This is a genomic window from Streptomyces sp. NPDC030820, assembly GCF_055572075.1.
On sequence record NZ_JBVIEB010000003.1, the window covers coordinates 236,235 to 257,930 of the forward strand.

Genomic DNA, 21,696 nt, shown 5'->3' on the forward strand with positions numbered 1-21,696 from the left:
AGTCTCATACGGGGGAGGGGGCGCTTGGACCGGTGGCCGCGACCCGGAAGGTGATCCCCGCGGCGCGCAGCCGTTCGGTCAGGGCGTCACCCATCGCCTGCGCCGTGGTGACCTGTCCGGCCGTGGGCGGGAGGTCGTCGAAGGCCAGGCTGAGGGCCGCCTCGGCGAACATCTTCGCCGTCTCGTCGTAGCCGGGGTCGCCGCCCGAGACCTCCGTGAACACGCGCCGCCCGCCGCCCTCGCCGACGAAGCGCACCGCGAACCGGCTCCGCGCCCGCTTCTCCGCGCTCGGCCCGTCCCCCGGCCGCAGCCGGCCCGACAACCAGCGCCGCGCGGGTGGCAGTTGCGCGGCCGCCAGCACCGCGCCGACGGCGGCGACCCCGCCGAGGGCGACCGGCAGGTGCCGTACCGCTGCGTAGTGCCGATAGCGGAAGTCGGGGCCGTACCGGTCGAGCACCTTCGCCGAGCGGCGCACGATCTGCGGGTCGACGGTAGGCAGCGGCAGCGCCCACGCGCCGACCTCCTTGGCGAACCGCGGCACGCCCGTCGGCGCCGCGACCCGGCGCCCCATCAGCCGCGGCTCGTGCCGGCCCCGTTCGCGCGCGGCGGCCAGCAGCTGCCGGCCGCGGGCGAACTGGTTCAGTGCCGAGGCCAGGGTGCCGCCGGAGAAGGCCGCGTCGGCGGTCACGTATCCGTCCACGGTCAGCGGCACGCCCTCCGGCAGCTGCCGGACCGTGAAGTACACGCCCAGGTCGTGGGGGACGGAGTCGAAGCCGCACGCGTGCACCAGGCGCGCGCCCGTCTCCCGCGCGCGTGCGTCGTGCCGGACGTACATCAGGTCCACGAACTCGGGCTCGCCCGTCAGGTCCAGATAGTCGGTTCCGGTGTCCGCGCAGGCGGCGACCAGCTCCTCGCCGTAGAGCACGTACGGCCCGACGGTCGTGGCGACCACGCGCGCGTGCTCGGCGAGGGCGCGCAGGGTCGCGGGTTCGGTCACATCCGCCCGCAGGACGCCGACGTCCGCCCCGCCGGGCAGGCGCTCGCGCAGCCGCTGCAGCTTGCGTTCGTCGCGGCCGGCCACCGCCCAGCGCAGGCCCTCGGGCGCGTGCGCGGCGAGATACTCCGCCGTGAGGGAGCCGACGAAGCCGGTGGCTCCGAAGAGCACGAGGTCGTAGGGACGATCCGTCCTGTTCAGCCTGCTCATGACACCCCTTGGTCCCGCAGCTCGCGCCGCTGTCGGTGGCTGAGGCTAGCGTGAGGAGTGCGAGTGTCGACGACCAGCCCGGAGGCAGCGGTGGCCACAGCCAGGAACGCCCCGACGAAGCGGGAGAAAGCGCGCGGGTTCCTCACTGCGGACGACGGCGGTCACCCACAGGGCCTCGTCGTCGGGCTCCGGCGCGAGGTCGTCGGCGCAGCCGCCTCTCACCCTCCTGGGTGATCCGCGTGGAGCCGGGCACTTGGCTAAGCGCTTGCTCGTTGGGTCTTGTGTCCGGTGGAACGCGTTCCTAGCATCACCGGTGTTACATCAGTTGTGTCACACACACGCTTGGGGGCCGCATGACGACGGCAGGGACGCCGGCGACGCCGGACGGCGGGCCGCTCTCCGGCGTGCGCGTGGTCGAGCTGGCCGGCATCGGGCCGGGCCCGTTCGCCGCCATGCTCCTCGCGGACCTGGGCGCGGACGTGGTCCGGGTGGACCGGCCGGGCGGCCCCGGCCTCGGCGTCGATCCCGCGTACGACGTCACCAACCGCAACAAGCGCTCGGTCGTGGTCGACCTGAAGGCCCCGGACGGCCCCGCACGCGTGCTGGACCTCGCCGAGCGGGCCGACATCCTCGTCGAGGGCTACCGCCCGGGCGTCGCCGAGCGCCTCGGCGTCGGTCCCGGGGACTGCCACGCCCGCAACCCCCGCCTGGTCTACGGCCGCATGACCGGCTGGGGTCAGGACGGCCCGCTCGCCGACCGCGCGGGCCACGACGTGTCGTACATCGCGCTGACCGGCACCCTCGGCATGACCGGCCGCCCGGACGAGCCCCCGGTCTTTCCGGCCAACCTGCTCGGCGACTACGCAGGCGGCTCCCTCTACCTGGTCGTCGGCGTCCTCGCCGCCCTGCACCACGCGCGCGTGACCGGCACCGGACAGGTCGTCGACGCCGCCATCGTGGACGGCGCGGCCCACCTCTCGGCGATGATCCACGGCATGCTCGCGGCCGGCGGCTGGCAGGACCGGCGCGCCGCCAACCTCCTCGACGGCGGCTGCCCCTACTACGGCACCTATGAGACCGCCGACGGCAAGTACATGGCGGTCGGCGCCCTGGAGGGGCAGTTCTACGCGGAGTTCCTGCGTCTGCTCGGCCTGGACGACCTGACACCGGCCCACAAGGACTGGAGCCGCTGGGGCGAGCTGCGCGAGCGCGTCGCCGCCCGCTTCAAGTCCCGCACCCGGGACGAGTGGACGGCGCTCTTCGAGGGAACCGACGCCTGTGTGGCGCCCGTGCTGTCCCTCCGCGAGGCCCCGCACCACCCGCACCTGGCCGCCCGCGGCACCTTCACCGACCACGCCGGCATCACCCAGCCGGCCCCCGCCCCCCGCTTCTCCGCGACCCCGACGTCCGTCCGTACCGGCCCCGCCCTGCCGGGCGCCGACACGGAGGCGGTGGCGCGGGACTGGGGGATACCCGCACCCGTGAACGGCGACCCGGTCACCGACGCCGACTGACCCGGCCCACCCCGCTCGGCCCACCCTCCCGAAAGGCACACCAGTGAGCACCGAAGCGTACGTGTACGACGCGATCCGCACCCCGCGCGGCCGCGGCAAGGCGAACGGCGCCCTGCACGGCACGAAGCCCATCGACCTGGTCGTCGGCCTCATCCACGAGATCCGCGACCGCTTCCCCGGCCTCGACCCGGCCGCCGTCGACGACATCGTGCTCGGTGTCGTCGGACCGGTCGGCGACCAGGGCTCCGACATCGCCCGGATCGCCGCGATCGCCGCCGGACTGCCCGACACGGTCGCCGGCGTGCAGGAGAACCGCTTCTGTGCCTCCGGCCTGGAGGCCGTCAACCTGGCCGCCGCCAAGGTGCGTTCGGGCTGGGAGGACCTGGTCCTCGCGGGCGGTGTGGAGTCGATGTCCCGGGTGCCGATGGCCTCCGACGGCGGCGCCTGGTTCAACGACCCGATGACCAACCTCGCGGTGAACTTCGTGCCGCAGGGCATCGGCGCCGACCTGATCGCCACGATCGAGGGCTTCTCCCGCCGGGACGTCGACGAGTACGCGGCCCTGTCCCAGGAGCGCGCCGCCACGGCCTGGAAGGAGGGCCGTTTCGACCGCTCGGTCGTCCCCGTCAAGGACCGCAGCGGCCTGGTCGTCCTCGACCACGACGAGCATCTGCGCCCCGGCACCACCGCCGACTCGCTCGCCAAGCTCAAGCCGTCCTTCGCGGACATCGGCGAACTGGGCGGCTTCGACGCGGTCGCGCTGCAGAAGTACCACTGGGTGGAGAAGATCGACCACGTCCACCACGCGGGCAACTCCTCCGGCATCGTGGACGGCGCCTCGCTCGTCGCGATCGGCTCCAAGGAGGTCGGCGAGCGCTACGGCCTCACCCCGCGCGCGCGGATCGTCTCCGCCGCCGTCTCCGGCTCCGAGCCGACCATCATGCTCACGGGGCCCGCCCCCGCCACCCGCAAGGCCCTCGCCAAGGCCGGCCTCACCATCGACGACATCGACCTGGTCGAGATCAACGAGGCGTTCGCCGCGGTCGTGCTGCGCTTCGTCAAGGACATGGGCCTCAGCCTGGACAAGGTCAACGTCAACGGCGGCGCCATCGCCCTCGGCCACCCGCTCGGCGCGACCGGCGCGATGATCCTCGGCTCGCTCATCGACGAGCTGGAGCGCCAGGACAAGCGCTACGGCCTCGCCACCCTGTGCGTCGGCGGCGGCATGGGCATCGCCACCATCGTCGAGCGCATCTGAACTCCCCGCGGAATCACCAGACCTCAACGGAGACGACTGTCATGACCGAGAGCACCACCATCCGCTGGGAGCAGGACGACACCGGTGTCGTCACCCTCGTCCTGGACGACCCCAACCAGTCCGCGAACACCATGAACCAGGCGTTCCGCGCCTCCATCACGGCGATCGCCGCGCGCGCGGAGGCCGAGAAGGACTCCATCCGCGGCATCATCTACACCTCCGCCAAGAAGACCTTCTTCGCCGGCGGCGACCTCAAGGACATGATCAAGGCCGGGCCCGAGGACGCCCAGCAGGTTTTCGACACCGCGACCGAGATCAAGAACGCGCTGCGCCGCATCGAGACCCTCGGCAAGCCGGTCGTAGCCGCCATCAACGGCGCGGCCCTCGGCGGCGGCTACGAGATCGCGCTCGCCTCCCACCACCGCATCGCCCTGGACGCCCCCGGCTCCAAGATCGGGCTGCCCGAGGTCACCCTCGGCCTGCTCCCCGCGGGCGGCGGCGTCACCCGCACCGTACGCCTGATGGGCATCACGGACGCGCTGCTGAAGGTGCTGCTCCAGGGCACCCAGTACAACCCCCGCCGCGCCCTGGACAATGGCCTGGTCCACGAGGTGGCCGAGACTCCCGAGGACATGCTCGCCAAGGCCCGCGCCTTCATCGACGCCCACCCCGAGTCGCACCAGCCCTGGGACGTCCCCGGCTACAAGATCCCGGGCGGCACCCCCGCGAACCCGAAGTTCGCCGCCAACCTGCCCGCGTTCCCGGCCAATCTGCGCAAGCAGACCAACGGCGCCCCCTACCCGGCCCCGCGCAACATCATGGCCGCGGCCGTAGAGGGCTCCCAGGTCGACTTCGAGACCGCGATCACCATCGAGACCCGCTACTTCACCGAGCTGGTCACCGGGCAGACCGCCAAGAACATGATCCAGGCGTTCTTCTTCGACCTCCAGGCCGTCAACTCGGGCGCCAACCGCCCGAAGGGCATCGAGCCCCGCCAGGTGCGCAAGGTCGCCGTCCTCGGCGCCGGCATGATGGGCGCGGGCATCGCGTACTCCTGCGCCCGCGCGGGCATCGACGTCGTCCTGAAGGACGTCTCCGTGGAGGCGGCGACCAAGGGCAAGGGTTACTCCGAGAAGCTGTGCGCCAAGGCCGTTGCCAAGGGCCGTACCAGCCAGGAGAAGGCGGACGCGCTGCTCGCCCGGATCACGCCCACCGCCGAGGTTGCCGATCTCGCGGGCTGCGACGCGGTGATCGAGGCCGTCTTCGAGGACACCGCGCTCAAGCACAAGGTGTTCCAGGAGATCGAGTCCGTCGTGGCGCCCGACGCGCTGCTGTGCTCCAACACCTCCACCCTCCCCATCACCACCCTCGCCGAGGGCGTGGAGCGGCAGGCCGACTTCATCGGGCTGCACTTCTTCTCGCCCGTCGACAAGATGCCGCTGGTGGAGATCATCAAGGGCGAGCGCACCGGTGACGAGGCCCTGGCCCGGGCCTTCGACCTGGTCCGGCAGATCAACAAGACGCCGATCGTCGTCAACGACTCGCGCGGCTTCTTCACCTCCCGCGTGATCGGCCACTTCATCAACGAGGGCGTCGCCATGGTCGGCGAGGGCATCGAGCCCGCCTCCGTGGAGCAGGCCGCCGCCCAGGCCGGCTACCCGGCCAAGGTCCTCTCCCTCATGGACGAACTGACCCTCACCCTCCCGCGCAAGATCCGCAATGAGACGAAGCGGGCCGTGGAGGAGGCGGGCGGCACCTGGACCGCGCACCCGGCGGAAGCCGTCATCGACCGCATGGTCGACGAGTTCGGCCGCCCCGGCCGCAGCGGCGGCGCCGGGTTCTACGACTACACCGAGGACGGCAAGCGGGCCGGACTCTGGCCGGGCCTGCGCGAGCACTTCACCAAGCCCGGGTACCGGATCCCGTTCCGGGACATGCAGGAGCGGATGCTCTTCTCCGAGGCGCTCGACACCGTACGCCTCCTCGAAGAGGGCGTCCTGACCTCGGTCGCCGACGCCAACATCGGCTCGATCTTCGGCATCGGCTTCCCCGGCTGGACCGGCGGTGTGCTCCAGTACATCAACGGCTACGAAGGCGGCCTGCCCGGCTTCGTTGCCCGCGCGCGGGAACTCGCCGAGGCGTACGGCGAGCGCTTCACCCCGCCCGCACTGCTCGTGGAGAAGGCCGAGAAGGGGGAGCCGTTCAGCGACTCAGTCCGCTCCTGACCCGCTGACCCACTCGCTCAGCTCTTCCCGCAACGAGCGCTGGAACGTCGTCAGCAGCGCCTGCACCACCAGAGGGTGCATGTGCGCCGACAGGGACTTCACGTCCCGGGCGTCACGCTCCGCCACCTCGCCGCGGAAGAGCTGGGAGAGCTCGTGGGCCGCGGCGCGCGAGTGCTCGATGAGCACCTTGCGCGCCGCGAGGATCGCTTCCTGCGACAGCGGTACGTCGAGCAGCTGAACCCCGAGCCGCAGCAGCCCGGAGTCCACCCGGAAGATGTCACCCTCCGCGCCCTCGGCCCGCATGACGACGTTCATCGCCGCCAGCCGCTCCACATCGTCGGCGGCGAGCGGCCGTCCGGCCCGCCGTTCCAGCTCCTCCCGCGACACCGTGTCGACCGCGTCCGGCGCCCAGGACGCGACCACGGCACGGTGGATGGCCAGGTCGTGCGGGGTGAGGTCGGCGGGCAGCTGCCCGAGGTAGCGCTCGATCGCCGACAGGGTCATGCCCTGCTGCTGCAACTCCTCGATCAGCGCCAGCCGCGCCAGGTGGTCAGGCCCGTAGTGCCCCACCCGGCGGGGGCCGATCACCGGGGGCGGCAGCAGGCCCTTGCTGCCGTAGAACCGCACGGTGCGCACCGTGACGCCCGCCCGGGCGGCCAGCTCGTCGATGGTGAGGGGCGTGTCCCCGGCATCGGTCGTCATGTGCAGCAGTATCGCTGTCTCACCAGTGGTGTGAAACCTCGGGTGAACGTCATGCGAACTCTGCGTTGATCGTGTGAGAAGTAACGCTGTGTGACATGGGCCACCGCGTAGTCACCGATCCTTCTGGGAAGCTGCTGGCTTGGTCTGTGCCGCGACCCGACACAGGGTGGTGCGGACCAAGCCCTGCACGTCCCCCGGGCCCACGAGGCCCGGGCGCACCAGGAAGTGAACCACCCGTGAGCAAGGACGCCGTGGAATCGGCACAGGCCCCCGCCCGCACCGAGGCGGCTCAGGCGGACCGGACGCCCGCGGACGCGGGCGACGCCGGTTACAGCAAGGACCTCAAGGCCCGCCACGTCAACATGATCGCCATCGGGGGCGCCATCGGCACCGGACTCCTGCTGGGCGCCGGCGGCCGCCTGCACAACGCGGGACCGGCACTCGCCCTGGCCTACCTGGTCTGCGGCGTCTTCGCCTTCTTCGTCGTCCGGGCCCTCGGTGAACTGGTCCTGTACCGCCCGTCCTCCGGGTCCTTCGTGTCCTACGCCCGTGAGTTCCTCGGCGAGAAGGGCGCCTATGTCGCCGGCTGGATGTACTTCCTGAACTGGTCGACCACCGGCATCGCCGACATCACCGCGATCGCGCTCTACACGCACTACTGGAGCATGTTCACCAGCATCCCCCAGTGGGTGCTCGCCCTGATCGCCCTCGCGGTGGTCCTGGCCGTGAACCTGATCTCGGTGAAGATCTTCGGCGAGATGGAGTTCTGGTTCGCGATCATCAAGGTCGCCACCATCGTCGGCTTCATGCTGATCAGCATTTTCCTGCTCGCCACCCAGCACAAGGTCGGCGGCCACACCCCCGGCCTGAGCGTCATCACCGACCACGGCGGGCTCTTCCCGCACGGTGCGATGCCGGTCGTCCTGGTCATGCAGGGCGTGATCTTCGCCTACGCCGCCCTGGAGCTGGTCGGTGTCGCCGCCGGCGAGACCGCCGAGCCGGAGAAGGTCGTCCCGCGCGCGGTGAACTCGATCATGTGGCGTGTGGGCCTGTTCTACGTCGGCTCGGTCGTGCTGCTCGCCCTGCTGCTGCCCGGCTCGGTGTACTCCGCCGACGAGAGCCCGTTCGTCACGGTCCTGTCGAAGATCGGCGTCCCGGCGGCCGGTGACGTGATGAACCTGGTCGTCCTGACCGCGGCCATGTCCTCGCTGAACTCCGGCCTGTACTCCACCGGCCGCATCCTGCGCTCCATGGCCATGGCGGGCTCCGCCCCGAAGTTCACCGCCCGTATGAACCGCAGCCAGGTTCCCTACGGCGGCATCCTGCTGACCTGCGCGGTCTGTGTGCTCGGCGTCGGCCTGAACTACCTGATGCCCAGCCAGGCCTTCGAGATCGTGCTGAACGTCGCCTCCCTCGGCATCATCAGCACCTGGGTGATCATCATGCTCTGCCACATGATCTTCGTCCGCCGCGCCCGCGCGGGCCTGGCGACCCGGCCGCACTTCCAGCTGAAGTTCAGCCCGGTCACCGAGATCGCCACGATCGCGTTCCTGCTGATCTGCCTCGGCATGATGTGGAACGACCCCGACGTCGGCCGGAAGACCATCCTGCTGATCCCGGTGATCGCCGTCATGCTGGTCGCCGGCTGGTTCGGCGTGCGCCGCCGGGTGTCGAAGAACACCGACGACGAGCTCGCCGAGCTCACGAAGTAGCAGCTCAGCGCCACTGTCAGTGGCATCGCCTACGGTGGCGTCATGTCGGAGATCACGTATGTCCGGGGTGACGCCACCGTGCCGTTCGGCAAGGGCGTCAAGGTGATCGCCCATGTCAGCAACGACATCGGCGGCTGGGGGAAGGGCTTCGTACTCGCGCTCTCACGACGCTGGCCGGAGCCGGAGGCCGCGTACCGCGCCTGGCACCGCGACCGCGCACAGAACGACTTCGGGCTGGGCGCCGTCCAGCTGGTCCGGGTCGAGCCGTATGTATGGGTGGCCAACATGATCGGCCAGCGCGGCATCCGCAGGGGCAGCAAGGGGGTCCCCGTCCGCTACGAGGCGATCGACACCGCCCTCGACCGGCTCGCCGGCGAAGTGATCGAAATGGGCGCCTCCGTGCACATGCCCCGCATAGGCTGCGGCCTGGCGGGCGGCACCTGGTCCCGCATAGAGCCGCTCATCACCGAGCGGCTGGTCAAGCGCGGCATCGCGGTCACGGTGTACGACCACGGAGAGGGCAGCCGATGAGTTCACACCCACCTGCGACGGACGTCCTGGTGCTGGGCGGAGCCGGCGTCGACACGATCATCCACGTCCCCGAACTGCCCCTCCCGTACGCCGACAGCTACATGATCGACTCCGGGATCCGCACCCGCGCCGGGCAGACCGGCGACTTCGTCGCGCTGGGCCTTGCCGCACTCGGCCTGCGCGCCCACCACCTCGACCTGGTCGGCGACGACCCCGAGGGCGACCTCGTGCGGGCCCTGCACCACGAGCACGGCATCGGACTGACCGCGCTCCCGCAGCCCGCCGGCACCAAACGGGCGGTCAACCTCGTCGGCCCGGACGGCCGCCGCCTGTCCCTGTACGACACCAGCCGAGCCCGCCCCGGCGACCGCTTCCCGCCGGAGATGCTGCGCATGCTGGCCGGATCGAGCCGGCATGTGCACGTGACCATCACGCAGCCCTGCGCCGGGGCCCTGCCGGTGCTCACCGCGACGGGCGTATCCCTGTCCACGGATCTGCACGACTGGGACGGGGAGAACCCGTACCACGAGCCGTTCGCATACGCCGCGGACGTCGTCTTCCTGTCGGCCGCCGCCCTGACCGACCCCGAGCGGACCATGCGGCGCATCACCGAGCGGGGGCGCGCCGAGGTGGTCGTCGCCACCGCCGGAGCCAAGGGCGCGTATCTGCTGGCCGACGGCGAGCTGACCCGCGTGCCCGCGGCGTTGCCGCCCGCGCCGGTGGTGGACTCCAACGGCGCGGGCGACGCCTTCGCCGCCGCGTTCCTCTACGGCCGCCTCGCCGGCGAGCCACCCGAGACCTGCGCCCGCTACGGCGCGGTGGCGGGCGCCCACGCCTGCACCGTCCCGGCCTCCCGAGCGGAGTCGATAGACCGGGACGAGCTGCTCAAACGGGCGGCAGAGCCGAGACCCTAGCCAGTGCGGGGATCAGTGCGCGTGCGCGGCGTGGATGTCGTTCGTCGCCTCGATCTTCTTCCACGACTTCGGCTGGGTCACCGCCGTGTCCGCCTTCGCCGGGGACGCGGCGCGTGCGGCGGACGCGGCCGGCTTCGACGGCTGGAACAGCCAGGTGTCGAACAGCGCCGCGAGGGGCTTGCCGGAGACCTGCTCGGCGTACTTCTGGAAGTCGGCCACTGAGGCGTTGCCGTACGCGTGCTCCTGCGGCCAGCCCTTCAGAATGCGGAAGAACGCGTCGTCACCGATCTCGTTGCGCAGCGCCTGGATGGCGAGCGCCCCGCGGTCGTAGACGGCGATGTCGAACTGGTCGTCGGGGCCGGGGTCGCCGGGCTTGACCGTCCAGAACGCGTCATCGGCCGGATGGGAGCTGTAGACGTAGTCGGCGAGTTCCTGCGTGGTCCCCTCGCCCTCGTGCTCCGACCACAGCCACTGCGCGTACCGGGCGAAGCCCTCGTTGATCCAGATGTCCTTCCAGCCCTTCAGCGACACGTCGTCGCCGTACCACTGGTGGGCCAGCTCGTGCACGACCACCGAGGTGTTGGAGCCGTTCGCGAACTGCTTCGGGCTGTAGTAGACGCGGGTCTGGGTCTCCAACGCGTACCCGGTGGTGGTGTTCGGCACGTATCCGCCGGCCGTGCTGAACGGATACGGCCCGAAGTAGCCGCTGAGCCAGTCGACGATCTCCCCGGTGCGCTCCACGCTCGCCCGCGCGGCCCCGTCGTTGTCGCCGAGGTCCTTGCTGTAGGCGTTGACGACCGGCACCCCGCCGTCGGAGGTGCCGGTCGTGATGTCGAACTTCCCGATGGCGAGGGTGGCCAGATAGGTCGCCTGCGGCTTGTTCTGCCGCCAGTTGTAGCGGGTCCAGCCCAGCTTCGAACTGGTCGACTGCAGCGTGCCGTTGGAGAGGGCCTGGGTGCCGTCCGGCACGGCCACCGACACGTCGTAGGTGGCCTTGTCGCTCGGGTGGTCGTTGCTCGGGAACCACCACCAGGCGGCCTCGGGCTCGTCGGCCGCGACCGCGCCGTCGGGCGTGCGGTGCCACGTGTTGAAGCCATAGGCGCTCTTCGTCGACGGCACCCCGCTGTAGCGGACCACCACCGTGATCGGCGTGCCCTTGGCCAGCGGCGTCCTCGGCGTGATCACCAGCTCGTGCTGCCCGGAGGTGGTGAAGGCGGCCTTGGTGCCGTTGACCCGCACCTCGCTCACGTCCAGCAGGAAGTCCAGGTCGAAACTGGACAGGTCCTGGGTGGTCCGCGCCAGGATCGTCGCCGTGCCCTGCAACTGGTCCGTCGTCGGCCGGTACTGCAGCCTCAGGTCGTAGTGGGAGACGTCGTAGCCGCCGTTGCCGTAGTACGGGTAGTAGGGGTCGCCGATGCCCGGCGCGCCGGGGGAGAAGCTCGCGGCCGATGCCGGGATCGCCAGCAGGAGGGAGGCCGCCGCGAGTGCGCCCGGCGCGATGATTCTGCGGTGCACGTCAGCTCCAAGTCGTCGGGACTTCAAGTCCGTTCGGAAGGTCCTTCGGGGAAAGCCGTTCGGAGCCTATTCAGTCCCTGTGGCCCCTGACCTGTCCATGACCCCCGCTGTCACACGATCGCCATTCGGCCGTCACGTGCCTGCGGAGTGCCGTGAAGTCCCCTTCTGTAGCGGGAGTTGACCGGAGTACCGTCCGGGCATGCCGATTCGCACCCTCATCCGCACGCGCTTCACGATCTGGAGAGCGCTCGCGACCGCGGTCGTCGCCATCCTGACGGCCGCCTTCGTCACCCCGTCCGCCGCACAGGCCGCCACCGGCGCGAGCCGGGCGCCGCGCGAGAGCCGGCCCGTCTACTCCTACGCCCACGCCGTCCGCGAGTCCGTATGGGTGGACACGGGGCTCGACGAGGACGGCGACGGCCACGCCGACCGCGTCGCCGCCGACATCGTCCGGCCCGCCGAACCCGCCCGCCAGGGCCGCAAGGTGCCCGTCATCATGGACGCCAGCCCCTACTACTCCTGCTGCGGACGCGGCAACGAGAGCCAGGTCAAGACGTACGACGCGCAGGGGCACGTCGTCCAGATGCCACTTTTCTACGACAACTACTTCGTTCCCCGCGGTTACGCCTTCGTGGGCGTCGACCTCGCCGGCACCAACCGATCCGACGGCTGTGTCGACGTCGGCGGCCGCTCCGACATCCAGTCCGCGAAGGCCGTCGTCGACTGGCTGAACGGCCGCGCCAAGGCGTACACGAGCCGGACCGGGACGAAGACCGTCACAGCCACCTGGACCAACGGCCGGACCGGCATGATCGGCAAGAGCTGGGACGGCACGATCGCCAACGGCGTCGCCGCCACGGGCGTCAAGGGCCTGAAGACGATCGTCCCGATCAGCGCCATCTCCTCCTGGTACGACTACTACTTCGCGCAGGGCGCCCCGCTGTACGACGGCGGCCCCGACGAACTGGCCGGTTACGTCGAGAGCGACGCGGCGCACGCCCACTGCGCCGCCGAACAGAAGAGACTCGCCGACGGCAGCCCGCGCAGCGGCGACTGGACGTCGCTGTGGACCGAGCGGGACTACGTCAAGGACGCGGCCAAGGTGCGCGCCAGCGTGTTCCTGGTGCACGGCATGCAGGACCTCAACGTCCGCACCAAGCACTTCGGCCAGTGGTGGGACGCGCTGGCGAAGCACGGTGTGCACCGCAAGATCTGGCTGTCCCAGACCGGCCATGTCGACCCCTTCGACTACCGGCGCGGCGCCTGGGTCGACACCCTGCACCGCTGGTTCGACCATGAACTCCTCGGCTACGGCAACGGCATCGACCGCGAGCCGATGGCCGACCTCGAACGCCACCCCGACCAGTGGGTCACCTCCCGCGTCTGGCCCCCGCAGACCACCCGTACCACCGTTGTGCACCCGGCTCCCGGCACCCAGGCGGGCGTCGGCACGCTCGGCCTGCGCCCGGCCACCGGCACCGAGACCTTCACCGACGACCCGAAGCTGAGCGAGACCGACTGGGCGGCCCACCTCACCACGCCGACCCCGGAGAAGGCCGGCTTCCTCACCGCGCCGCTCACCCGCGACCTGCGCCTGTCCGGCTCGTCCACGGTGACGGTGACCGCGACACCGACCACCACCTCGGCCCACCTGTCCGCCGTCCTGGTCGACCTCGGCCCGGACACCATCCGGGACTACGCCGACAGCCACGAGGGCATCACCACCCTCACCAACCGCACGTGCTGGGGCGAGAGCACGGCCGGGGACAGCGCCTGCTTCAAGGAGACGGCGGCCAAGACGGCCAAGGTCGACTACACCGTGTTCAGCCGCGGCTGGGCCGACCTCGGCCACTACGCCTCCCTGGCCAAGGGCGTCCCGCTCACCCCGGGCAAGGCGTACACGATGACTCTCCGTCTGGCGGCCACCGACCACGTCGTCCCGAAGGGCCACCGCCTGGCCCTGATCATCGCGGGCACGGACAAGGACCTCATCGACCCGCCGTCCACGAAGCCGACTCTCACGGTCGATCTGTCCGGTACGACGGCGTCCCTGCCGCTGGTCGGCGGCGCTCCGGCGCTCGCCCGGGCCACCGGTGGTACGACGGCCATGGCTCCCGCCCCGGCACGGCTGACCGGCGTCCGTGCACCGCACGCCACCCAGCACATTCCGGCGAACTGACCGACGCCGGGTCACTGCGTGGCTTGGGCCGTCCGGCGCCTGCGGGTTCGTCGTCGCTGGTCGCGCCCACGCGGCGGAGCCGCACATCGGTACAGCCCCGCGCCCCTTCGGGGGCGCGGCCCCCATGCCACCGTTCAGGCGGCCGGGAACGCCAGCCCGGCCGCCTCCCGTGCACAGCCCCACGCCACCGTGATTCCGGCCCCGCCGTGCCCGTAGTTGTGCACCAGCACACGGCCGCCCGGCAGCGGCTGCCGTTCCAGTCGTACCGCGTCCCGGGCCGGGCGCAGTCCCACGCGGTGGCCCAGCACGCGCGCCTGCGCGATCTCCGGCCGGACCGCCGCGCACCGGGCCACGATCGCCGCCGCGGTGGCCGGGTCCGGCTCCAGGGACCAGTCGTCCTCCTCCGCCGTACCGCCGAGCAGCAGCCCGCCCGGCTGCGGGATGAAGTACGTGGACGCGGCGGAGGAGTGGTCGACGGAGGTGAACCAGGTCGTGATCCCGGGGTTCTCCACGACCACCAGCTGCCCGCGCACCGGACGCACCGCGGGATCCGGCACCAGGGAACGCGCGCCCAGACCCGTGCAGTTGACCACCACCCGCGCGGGCACCGCGGCGAGGTCGGTCACCTCGCGCACCTCGGCCGCGCCTCCGGCCTTCGCCAGCCGCTCCCGCAGCCACGCCAGATGCACCGGCATGTCGATCACCGGCAGTCGCGCCGCGAGACCGTCGGCCACCGCCCGCAAGCCGGCCACCCGGCCCGCCCAGGTGCCCAGTTCGTCCAGCCGGGTCCCCCGGTGTACGCCGTCGACCAGGCGTACGCCCGTCTCCTCCGGCCGGTCCGCCAACTCCTCGTACACGGCGAGGGACGCGAGCGCCCACGCACCGACCAGAGGCTCGGGTTCGATGCGGTACGGCCACCACAGGCCGCCGGCGACCGCCGAGGTCGAACGCTCGGCGGGCTCCCGTGCCCACACCCGCACCCGGCGCCCGGACTCCGCCAGGACCACGGCCGTCGTCAGCCCGGCGATCCCGCTCCCGACCACGATCACTTCGTCACTCGGCTCGCTGTTCACGCCAGGACGATAGGCTCTGTCCGGAAGACTCTGTCATGCTGCGATCACATCGGTGCCGGTGTGGGGATACTCACAGCATGTCTGCCGCATACGTGACCTTCGGTCTGGCACCGGCGATCCGCGCCGGCGGTGTGCTCGCCGACGGCGGCTACCAGGTCCACCGCGACTTCGTGGACTTCGTCGTGGACGGCCGTCCGCTGCTGTTCCGGCTGTCCGACCTCGACGCCGTCTCCCCGCTCGCCTCGGACATTCCGCCCGCCATCTTCACCGAGCAGGTGCGCGCACTGCTCCTGGAGGCCGAACCGCCGCTCCCGGACGGCCGGTTCGTCATCTACGGCTGCCCCGACTGCGCCGACCTGGCCTGCGGGGCGGTCACCGCCGTCATCGAGCGCGACGGCGACGACTACGTCTGGCGGGACTTCGCCTGGCAGACGGACGAGCACGCCGACCTGGAGCTGAACGGCTACCACGGCATAGGGCCGTTCCGCTTCCGGGGCGCCGAGTACCGCGCCGCACTCGGCGCCCTGATGCAGGGCGGCTCCGAGCCCCGTCGGCGGGTGCTGCTGATCGGCGCCCGGGTCGCTGTGCTGGCCAAGCTGGCCGCCGCGCTGCGCACCATCGGGATCGGCGCCGACATCACCCAGGACGCCCGGGCCGTCCCCGCGGAGGAACTGCGCGGTTACGGCGCGGTCGCCTTCGGCCGCGCGGTCGGGGAGGCCGACCGGGCCGCCGTACTGGAGGCCTTCGAGCGCGCCGGGGTCGACATCGCCCGCGTGGACGGTCTGGCCCCGATCGTGCCGCTGCTGGTCGCCCAGATCGAGCACGCCCTCGACCGCAGCCCGCTCCCGCAGCGCCGGCTCGTGGGGCTGGCCGCCGCCGACGGCGCCGCGCACGTCGAGGTGACCTCGGCCTGCCGGGTACGGATCACCGCCTACCGCCTCGACCGGCTCTACCGCACCCATACCCGCGAGCTGTTCGACGGCGTCCTGGAGCCCGGCCGGCACCGCGTCCCGCTGGACCCGAAGGCGGTCAAGGGGGAGGCGTACGTCGTCGCCCGCACGACGGGAGGCGTGCTCACGGCACCGGTCACCGGAGGAAAGCGGGGCTGAGGCGCGGTGCGGGGTCGCCGGAAACGTGGCTGAGGCGCGGGGGCGGGCCCATTAGGATCGGCCTCCTGATGACTGCCACCCTCGTCGCCAAGAACCTCGCCGCCGGGCACGGTGACCGTTCCCTCTTCTCCGGGCTGGACCTCGTCGTCGCGCCCGGCGACGTGATCGGTCTCGTCGGTGCCAACGGCGCGGGCAAGTCCACCCTGCTGAACCTGCTCGCCGGACTCACCCCACCCGAACAGGGCGAGCTGCGGCTGTCCCCGCCGGCCGCGACCGTCGGTCATCTGCCGCAGGAGCCGGAGCGCAGGCCGGGGGAGACCGTCCGGGAGTTCCTGGCCCGTCGTACGGGTGTCGCCGAGGCCCAGCGCGTCATGGACGAGGCCACTCAGGCGCTCGTGGACGGGTCACCCGGTGCCGACGACGCCTACGCGACCGCGCTGGAGCGCTGGCTCGGCCTCGGCGGCGCCGACCTGGAGGAGCGTGCGGAGGAAATCGCCGACTCGCTCGGCCTCGCCGTCGACCTGGACCAGCCGATGACCGCGCTGTCCGGCGGCCAGGCGGCCCGCGCCGGGCTTGCCTCGCTCCTGCTGTCCCGCTACGACGTCTTCCTCCTGGACGAGCCCACCAACGACCTCGACCTCGACGGCCTGGAGCGCCTGGAACGCTTCGTCACCGGGCTGCGTGCCGGCACGGTCGTCGTCAGCCACGACCGCGAGTTCCTCACCCGCACGGTCACCAAGGTCCTCGAACTCGACCTGGCCCAGCGGCAGATCAACCTCTACGGCGGCGGCTACGAGGCCTATCTGGAGGAGCGCGAGGTCGCCCGGCGGCACGCACGCGAGGATTACGAGGAGTACGCCGACAAGAGGGCTGCCCTCCAGGACCGCGCACAGACGCAGCGGGCCTGGATGGACAAGGGCGTGAAGAACGCCCGGCGCAAGGCAGGCAACGACAACGACAAGATCGGCCGTAAGTTCCGCAGCGAGGCCAGCGAGAAGCAGGCGGCCAAGGCGCGGCAGACCCAGCGCATGATCGAGCGCCTGGAGGCGGTCGAGGAGCCGCGCAAGGAGTGGGAACTGCGCATGGAGATCGCCGCCGCCCCGCGCTCCGGAGCGGTCGTGGCGACGCTGCGGGACGCCGAGGTCCGGCGCGGCGACTTCACCTTCGGGCCGGTGTCCCTGCAGATCGACTGGGCCGACCGGGTCGCGGTCACCGGGGCCAACGGCGCCGGCAAGTCCACCCTGCTGGGCGCGCTGCTCGGCCGTGTCCCGCTCGACTCGGGGCATGCGGCGCTCGGCTCGGGCGTCCTGGTCGGCGAGGTCGACCAGGTCCGCAAGCTCTTCCACGGCCCCGAGACCCTGCTGGACGCGTTCCACGCGGCCGTCCCCGACACCGAGCCGGTCGAGGTCCGCACCCTGCTCGCCAAGTTCGGCCTGAAGTCCGACCACGTGCTGCGCCCGGCCGCGACCCTCTCCCCGGGCGAACGCACCCGCGCCGCCCTCGCGTTGCTCCAGGGACGGGGAGTGAACCTCCTCGTCCTGGACGAGCCGACGAACCACCTCGACCTGCCCGCCATCGAACAGCTGGAGTCCGCCCTCGACTCCTACGAGGGCACCCTGCTGCTGGTCACCCACGACCGGCGCATGCTGGACGCGGTCCGGGTGACCAGGCGGCTGGAGGTCGCGGACGGGAAGGTGACGGAGCGCTAGGGACCGCCGGGTCAGCCTGTGGTGACGTCGACGTAGTCGCCGGAGGCCTTGGCCGGGCCGGTCGTGCCGGTCCCGGCGAAGCTCCAGCGCCAGTAGCCGTCCGCGGTGGCCGTCGCCGTGGTCTTGAGAGCGCCGCCGGTGCCGCTGGTCACCGTCTTCACGGTGCTGTACGTCGTGGTGCCGGCCTTGCGGAACTGGAGCTTCACCGACTGGCCCGCGTAGCCGCTGTAGGTGCCGCCCTTGCCCCAGTCGGCGCGCGTCAGCGCGCCCTTGACGGTGATCGTGGCACCCGCGGCCACCGGCTCGGGGGAGGCGTCGACGGTCAGCTTGGCGGCACGCTTCATCAGGAAGGTGCCCGCGTTCTCCGTGTTGACGTAGTCGGAGTCGTTGGCGTCCACGGACGTCCAGATGTGCCAGGTACCGGCGTTGGCGTTGATGAGCATCGCGTTCGGGTCGATGACGATGCTGGCGGTGCAGGTCGATGTGGTGGTGCTTCCGGAGACCGGGGTGCACGTCAGCGGAGTGTCGGAACCGGGGCCGGCGAAGCCGTCGGGGTTGTCGAACGAGCCGTGGTAGAGCCAGCCGTAGGCGTCCTTGATCCCCGAGTTGTCGCTCGCGCTGATGCTGAGGGTGACCGTCTTCTTCGTCATCGCGCCCAGCACGACCGGCTGGCCGCCGTTGACGACGGCCAGCAGAACCTGCGTGTCACCGTCGCCGGAGTCGGCCTGGGCGGCCGTCACGGTGAAGGCCGACAGTGCCAGTGCGCCCGACAGGGCCGCAACGGCGGAACGTCTGAACATGTGTCCCCCCATGAGAATGAGTCTTCGCCCGGAAGCAGGCGGAAGTCGAAACCGATCGAATGCTAGTGATCCGGCCGATTTCTCAACAGACGTTTCCGTCAAGCCTTCTCGGCCGCCCGCTGCACCCGCTCCCGGTGCGCCGCCCAAGCGGCCCGGTCGCCGGGCGCCATGTTGGTGCCGTCCGGCCGCTGCCCCGTCGCCCCGTCGATCAGCTCCCGCACGATGTCGGCGTGCCCGGCGTGCCGCTGGGTCTCGGCGACCATGTGGGTGAGGCTGTGGTGCAGCGTCACCTCCCTGCCCTCGTCCCCCGGTATCCGCCCCACCGCGTCCAGGGGCAGTGAGGCGATGGTCTCGTCGGAGTGCGCCCAGGCGGCGCGGTACCGGCCGACGATGTCCTGGCGGCTCTCGTCCGGCCGGGCCCACAGGTCGGCGTTGGGTTCCGCGTCCCCGGTGATCCACAGGGGCGTGCCGTCGAAGGGACGGCCGTAGGCCGCGCCGAAGTACAGGGCTTCGGCGCCGGTGAGGTGCTTGACCAGTCCCAGCAGATTGGTCCCCGTGGGGGTCAGGGGGCGCCGTACGTCGTACTCCGACAGGCCCTCGAGCTTCCACAGCAGGACATGGCGGGCGTCCTGCAGATACACCTGGAGGTCGTGCTTGGGATCCGTGACGGTCATGGGGTGAGTCTGGCAACCAGGTGATCTCCGGGCACCCGGTTTTGCGGGTCCGGGCCGGACGATCGGCTCGCCCGGCCCGGACCCCACCCGTCAGCGCTTCTTCGGATCCAGCAGACCGGCCCGCCGCAACGCGTCGGCCATGGCGCTGTTGGCCGGCGGCGGCGCCTGGCGGCCGCCCCGGTCGCCGCCACGGCCCTCACGCCGGCCCTGGCCACCGCCCTGTCGCTGCTGGGGCGGCCGGGCGCCGCCACCGCGCTGCTGCCGGCCGCCGCCCTGACCCTGCGGCGCGGCCTCGTCGTCCAGGCGCAGGGTCAGCGCGATCCGCTTGCGCGGGATGTCCACGTCGAGGACCTTCACCTTGACGATGTCACCCGGCTTGGCGACCTCGCGCGGGTCCTTGACGAACGTCCTGGACATTGCCGAGACGTGCACCAGGCCGTCCTGGTGGACGCCGACGTCCACGAACGCGCCGAACGCGGCCACGTTCGTCACCACGCCCTCCAGGATCATCCCGGCGGACAGGTCGGAGATCTTCTCCACGCCCTCCTTGAAGGTGGCCGTCTTGAAGGCGGGACGCGGGTCACGCCCCGGCTTCTCCAGCTCCTTCAGGATGTCCGTCACGGTCGGCAGACCGAACGTGTCGTCCACGAAGTCGGCGGGCCTCAGCGAGCGCAGCACACCGGTGTTGCCGATGAGGGAGGCGACCTCCTGGCCGGTGGTCTTCACCATGCGGCGAACCACCGGGTAGGCCTCGGGGTGCACGCTGGAGGCGTCCAGCGGGTCGTCGCCGCCCCGGATGCGCAGGAAGCCCGCGCACTGCTCGTACGCCTTCGGGCCGAGCCGCGCCACCTTCTTCAGCTCCCCGCGGGACCGGAACGGGCCGTTGGCGTGCCGGTGCGCCACGATGTTCTCGGCGAGACCGGAGGAGATGCCCGACACCCGGGAGAGCAGCGGAACGGACGCGGTGTTGACGTCCACGCCGACGCCGTTCACACAGTCCTCCACCACCGCGTCCAGCGAGCGGGACAGCTTCACCTCGGACAGGTCGTGCTGGTACTGGCCGACGCCGATCGACTTGGGGTCGATCTTCACCAGCTCGGCCAGCGGGTCCTGCAGCCGACGGGCGATGGAGACCGCGCCGCGCAGCGACACGTCCATGTCCGGCAGTTCCTGCGAGGCGTACTGCGAGGCCGAGTACACCGACGCGCCCGCCTCGGACACCATCACCTTGGTGAGCTTCAGCTCCGGGTGCCTGGAGATCAGTTCGGCGGCGAGCTTGTCGGTCTCGCGGGAGGCCGTGCCGTTGCCGATCGCGACCAGCTCCACCGCGTGCTCCCTGGCGAGCCGCGCGAGCTTGGCGATCGCCTCGTCCCACTTGTTGGCCGGGACGTGCGGATAGATCACGTCCGTGGCGACGACCTTGCCGGTCGCGTCGACCACGGCGACCTTGACGCCCGTACGGAAACCGGGGTCCAGGCCCAGCGTCGCCCGGGTGCCGGCCGGAGCGGCCAGCAGCAGGTCGCGCAGGTTCGCCGCGAAGACGTTCACCGCCTCGTCCTCGGCGGCCGTCCGCAGCCGCAGCCGCAGGTCGATGCCGAGGTGGACGAGGATGCGGGTGCGCCAGGCCCAGCGGACGGTGTCCGTCAGCCACTTGTCGGCGGGGCGGCCCCGGTCGGCGATCCCGAACCGGTTCGCGACGATGCTCTCGTACGACGACGGAACCGATGAGGACTCGGCCGGCTCCTCCGGCTCCAGCACGAGGTCCAGGACCTCCTCCTTCTCGCCGCGCAGCATCGCCAGGATCCGGTGCGAGGGCAGCTCGGTGAACGGCTCGGCGAAGTCGAAGTAGTCGGCGAACTTCGCGCCCGCCTCCTCCTTGCCCTCCCGCACCTTCGCGGCCAGCCGCCCGCGCACCCACATGCGCTCGCGCAGCTCGCCGATCAGGTCGGCGTCCTCCGAGAACCGCTCGGTGAGGATCGCCCGCGCGCCCTCCAGCGCGGCCTGTGGGTCGGCGACCCCCTTGCCGGCGTCCACGAACGCGGCTGCGGCCGCGAGCGGCTCCACCGTCGGGTCGCCCAGCAGGCCCTCCGCCAGCGGCTCCAGGCCCGCCTCGCGCGCGATCTGCGCCTTGGTACGCCGCTTGGGCTTGTAGGGGAGGTAGATGTCCTCCAGCCGCGCCTTGGTCTCGGCGCCGCGGATGCGCGCCTCCAGCTCGTCGGTCAGCTTGCCCTGCTCGCGCACCGACTCCAGGATCGCCGTCCGCCGCTCCTCCAGCTCCCGCAGATAGCGCAGCCGCTCCTCGATCGTGCGCAGTTGCGCGTCGTCGAGCATCTCGGTCGCTTCCTTGCGGTAGCGGGCGATGAAGGGCACCGTCGAACCGCCGTCGAGCAGTTCCACCGCGGCCTTCACCTGCCGCTCCCGTACGCCGAGTTCCTCGGCGATCCTGCCTTCGATGGATCCTGCTCCGATGGATCCGGGTGTCGTCACGATCCCGTACCGCCTTCTCCACTGAGGTTGCGCGGCAATTGTGGCAGGTGACACCGACAACCGGGGATCAGGGCGGCACCCCGGCGGGCC

The 21,696-nt window shown here is 71.4% G+C and carries 16 protein-coding genes; 9 read left to right on the forward strand and 7 right to left on the reverse strand.

The genetic code is table 11. The features are described 5' to 3' along the window. Window positions 1-4: 4 nt before the first annotated feature. Window positions 5-1,204, reverse strand: a complete 1,200-nt coding sequence (locus ACZ418_RS09475; protein ID WP_468359508.1) for a saccharopine dehydrogenase family protein — start codon at window positions 1,202-1,204, stop codon at window positions 5-7. 353 nt (window positions 1,205-1,557) lie between these two features. Here ACZ418_RS09475 and ACZ418_RS09480 point away from each other — a divergent pair, with 353 nt between their 5' ends. Genes ACZ418_RS09480 through ACZ418_RS09490 form a run of 3 tightly spaced genes read left to right on the forward strand, consistent with a single transcriptional unit; the run spans window position 1,558 to window position 6,201 of the window. Next, complete coding sequence (locus ACZ418_RS09480; protein ID WP_468359512.1) at window positions 1,558-2,718, forward strand: CaiB/BaiF CoA transferase family protein; 1,161 nt, start codon at window positions 1,558-1,560, stop codon at window positions 2,716-2,718. 43 nt (window positions 2,719-2,761) lie between these two features. Then, window positions 2,762-3,976 (forward strand): acetyl-CoA C-acetyltransferase, encoded by a 1,215-nt coding sequence (locus tag ACZ418_RS09485; RefSeq protein WP_351806995.1) that lies wholly within the window; start codon window positions 2,762-2,764, stop codon window positions 3,974-3,976. A 41-nt stretch (window positions 3,977-4,017) separates the two neighbouring features. Beyond that, the gene (locus ACZ418_RS09490; RefSeq protein ID WP_468359516.1) at window positions 4,018-6,201 is read left to right on the forward strand and encodes a 3-hydroxyacyl-CoA dehydrogenase NAD-binding domain-containing protein; all 2,184 of its coding nucleotides are present in this window, start codon (window positions 4,018-4,020) and stop codon (window positions 6,199-6,201) included. On the opposite strand, the gene ACZ418_RS09495 is transcribed toward ACZ418_RS09490, so the two are convergent. Then, window positions 6,187-6,903: a MerR family transcriptional regulator gene (locus ACZ418_RS09495; protein ID WP_468359519.1), complete on the reverse strand. Its 717-nt coding sequence runs from the start codon at window positions 6,901-6,903 to the stop codon at window positions 6,187-6,189. The genes ACZ418_RS09490 and ACZ418_RS09495 overlap by 15 nt on opposite strands. Before the next feature lie 236 nt (window positions 6,904-7,139). On the opposite strand from ACZ418_RS09495, the gene ACZ418_RS09500 reads away from it, so the two are divergent. From ACZ418_RS09500 to ACZ418_RS09510, 3 genes are read left to right on the forward strand one after another with little or no spacing between them, the layout of a single operon-like run. Then, window positions 7,140-8,615 carry an amino acid permease gene (locus tag ACZ418_RS09500; protein ID WP_468359522.1) on the forward strand — a complete coding sequence of 492 codons (1,476 nt, stop codon included), beginning with the start codon at window positions 7,140-7,142 and terminating at the stop codon, window positions 8,613-8,615. A gap of 42 nt (window positions 8,616-8,657) precedes the next feature. Beyond that, window positions 8,658-9,146, forward strand: a complete 489-nt coding sequence (locus ACZ418_RS09505) for a macro domain-containing protein (protein ID WP_468359525.1) — start codon at window positions 8,658-8,660, stop codon at window positions 9,144-9,146. Next, window positions 9,143-10,060, forward strand: coding sequence for a PfkB family carbohydrate kinase (locus tag ACZ418_RS09510; RefSeq protein WP_468359528.1), 918 nt, complete (start codon window positions 9,143-9,145; stop codon window positions 10,058-10,060). The genes ACZ418_RS09505 and ACZ418_RS09510 overlap by 4 nt, the downstream gene beginning before the upstream one ends. 12 nt (window positions 10,061-10,072) lie before the next feature. Here the strand turns inward: ACZ418_RS09510 and ACZ418_RS09515 are convergent, their stop codons facing one another. Then, entirely contained in the window at window positions 10,073-11,575 is a 1,503-nt protein-coding gene (locus ACZ418_RS09515) for a M1 family metallopeptidase (RefSeq protein WP_468359531.1), read from the reverse strand. 199 nt (window positions 11,576-11,774) lie between these two features. Between ACZ418_RS09515 and ACZ418_RS09520 the strand changes: the two genes are divergently transcribed. After that, window positions 11,775-13,754, forward strand: a complete 1,980-nt coding sequence (locus tag ACZ418_RS09520; RefSeq protein ID WP_468359534.1) for a Xaa-Pro dipeptidyl-peptidase — start codon at window positions 11,775-11,777, stop codon at window positions 13,752-13,754. Window positions 13,755-13,888: 134 nt separating this feature from the next. Here the strand turns inward: ACZ418_RS09520 and ACZ418_RS09525 are convergent, their stop codons facing one another. Further along, complete coding sequence (locus ACZ418_RS09525) at window positions 13,889-14,803, reverse strand: FAD-dependent oxidoreductase (RefSeq protein ID WP_468360747.1); 915 nt, start codon at window positions 14,801-14,803, stop codon at window positions 13,889-13,891. 101 nt (window positions 14,804-14,904) lie between these two features. On the opposite strand from ACZ418_RS09525, the gene ACZ418_RS09530 reads away from it, so the two are divergent. Together ACZ418_RS09530 and ACZ418_RS09535 are read left to right on the forward strand one after the other, a co-directional pair. Further along, a complete protein-coding gene (locus tag ACZ418_RS09530) occupies window positions 14,905-15,936 on the forward strand; it encodes an oxidoreductase (protein WP_468359537.1) in 1,032 nt (343 codons plus the stop codon). Window positions 15,937-16,004: 68 nt separating this feature from the next. Then, entirely contained in the window at window positions 16,005-17,645 is a 1,641-nt protein-coding gene (locus tag ACZ418_RS09535; RefSeq protein ID WP_468359539.1) for an ABC-F family ATP-binding cassette domain-containing protein, read from the forward strand. An 11-nt stretch (window positions 17,646-17,656) separates the two neighbouring features. Here ACZ418_RS09535 and ACZ418_RS09540 read toward each other — a convergent pair whose 3' ends face one another. The 3 genes from ACZ418_RS09540 to ACZ418_RS09550 form a co-directional block, all read right to left on the reverse strand. Beyond that, window positions 17,657-18,445, reverse strand: a complete 789-nt coding sequence (locus tag ACZ418_RS09540; RefSeq protein ID WP_468359541.1) for a calcium-binding protein — start codon at window positions 18,443-18,445, stop codon at window positions 17,657-17,659. Between the two features lie 98 nt (window positions 18,446-18,543). Beyond that, window positions 18,544-19,119 (reverse strand): DinB family protein, encoded by a 576-nt coding sequence (locus ACZ418_RS09545; RefSeq protein ID WP_468359543.1) that lies wholly within the window; start codon window positions 19,117-19,119, stop codon window positions 18,544-18,546. Between the two features lie 90 nt (window positions 19,120-19,209). Beyond that, on the reverse strand, window positions 19,210-21,606 hold the full coding sequence (locus ACZ418_RS09550; protein WP_468359547.1) for a Tex family protein: 2,397 nt from the start codon (window positions 21,604-21,606) through the stop codon (window positions 19,210-19,212). Between the last annotated feature and the right edge of the window lie 90 nt (window positions 21,607-21,696).

Coding starts and splice junctions, on each gene's coding strand:
- ACZ418_RS09475 (WP_468359508.1), bottom strand. CDS start 1,204: ATGAGCAGGCTGAACAGGACGGATCGTCCCTACGACCTCGTGCTCTTC.
- ACZ418_RS09480 (WP_468359512.1), top strand. CDS start 1,558: ATGACGACGGCAGGGACGCCGGCGACGCCGGACGGCGGGCCGCTCTCC.
- ACZ418_RS09490 (WP_468359516.1), top strand. CDS start 4,018: ATGACCGAGAGCACCACCATCCGCTGGGAGCAGGACGACACCGGTGTC.
- ACZ418_RS09495 (WP_468359519.1), bottom strand. CDS start 6,903: ATGACGACCGATGCCGGGGACACGCCCCTCACCATCGACGAGCTGGCC.
- ACZ418_RS09505 (WP_468359525.1), top strand. CDS start 8,658: ATGTCGGAGATCACGTATGTCCGGGGTGACGCCACCGTGCCGTTCGGC.
- ACZ418_RS09510 (WP_468359528.1), top strand. CDS start 9,143: ATGAGTTCACACCCACCTGCGACGGACGTCCTGGTGCTGGGCGGAGCC.
- ACZ418_RS09520 (WP_468359534.1), top strand. CDS start 11,775: ATGCCGATTCGCACCCTCATCCGCACGCGCTTCACGATCTGGAGAGCG.
- ACZ418_RS09530 (WP_468359537.1), top strand. CDS start 14,905: ATGTCTGCCGCATACGTGACCTTCGGTCTGGCACCGGCGATCCGCGCC.
- ACZ418_RS09535 (WP_468359539.1), top strand. CDS start 16,005: ATGACTGCCACCCTCGTCGCCAAGAACCTCGCCGCCGGGCACGGTGAC.
- ACZ418_RS09540 (WP_468359541.1), bottom strand. CDS start 18,445: ATGTTCAGACGTTCCGCCGTTGCGGCCCTGTCGGGCGCACTGGCACTG.
- ACZ418_RS09545 (WP_468359543.1), bottom strand. CDS start 19,119: ATGACCGTCACGGATCCCAAGCACGACCTCCAGGTGTATCTGCAGGAC.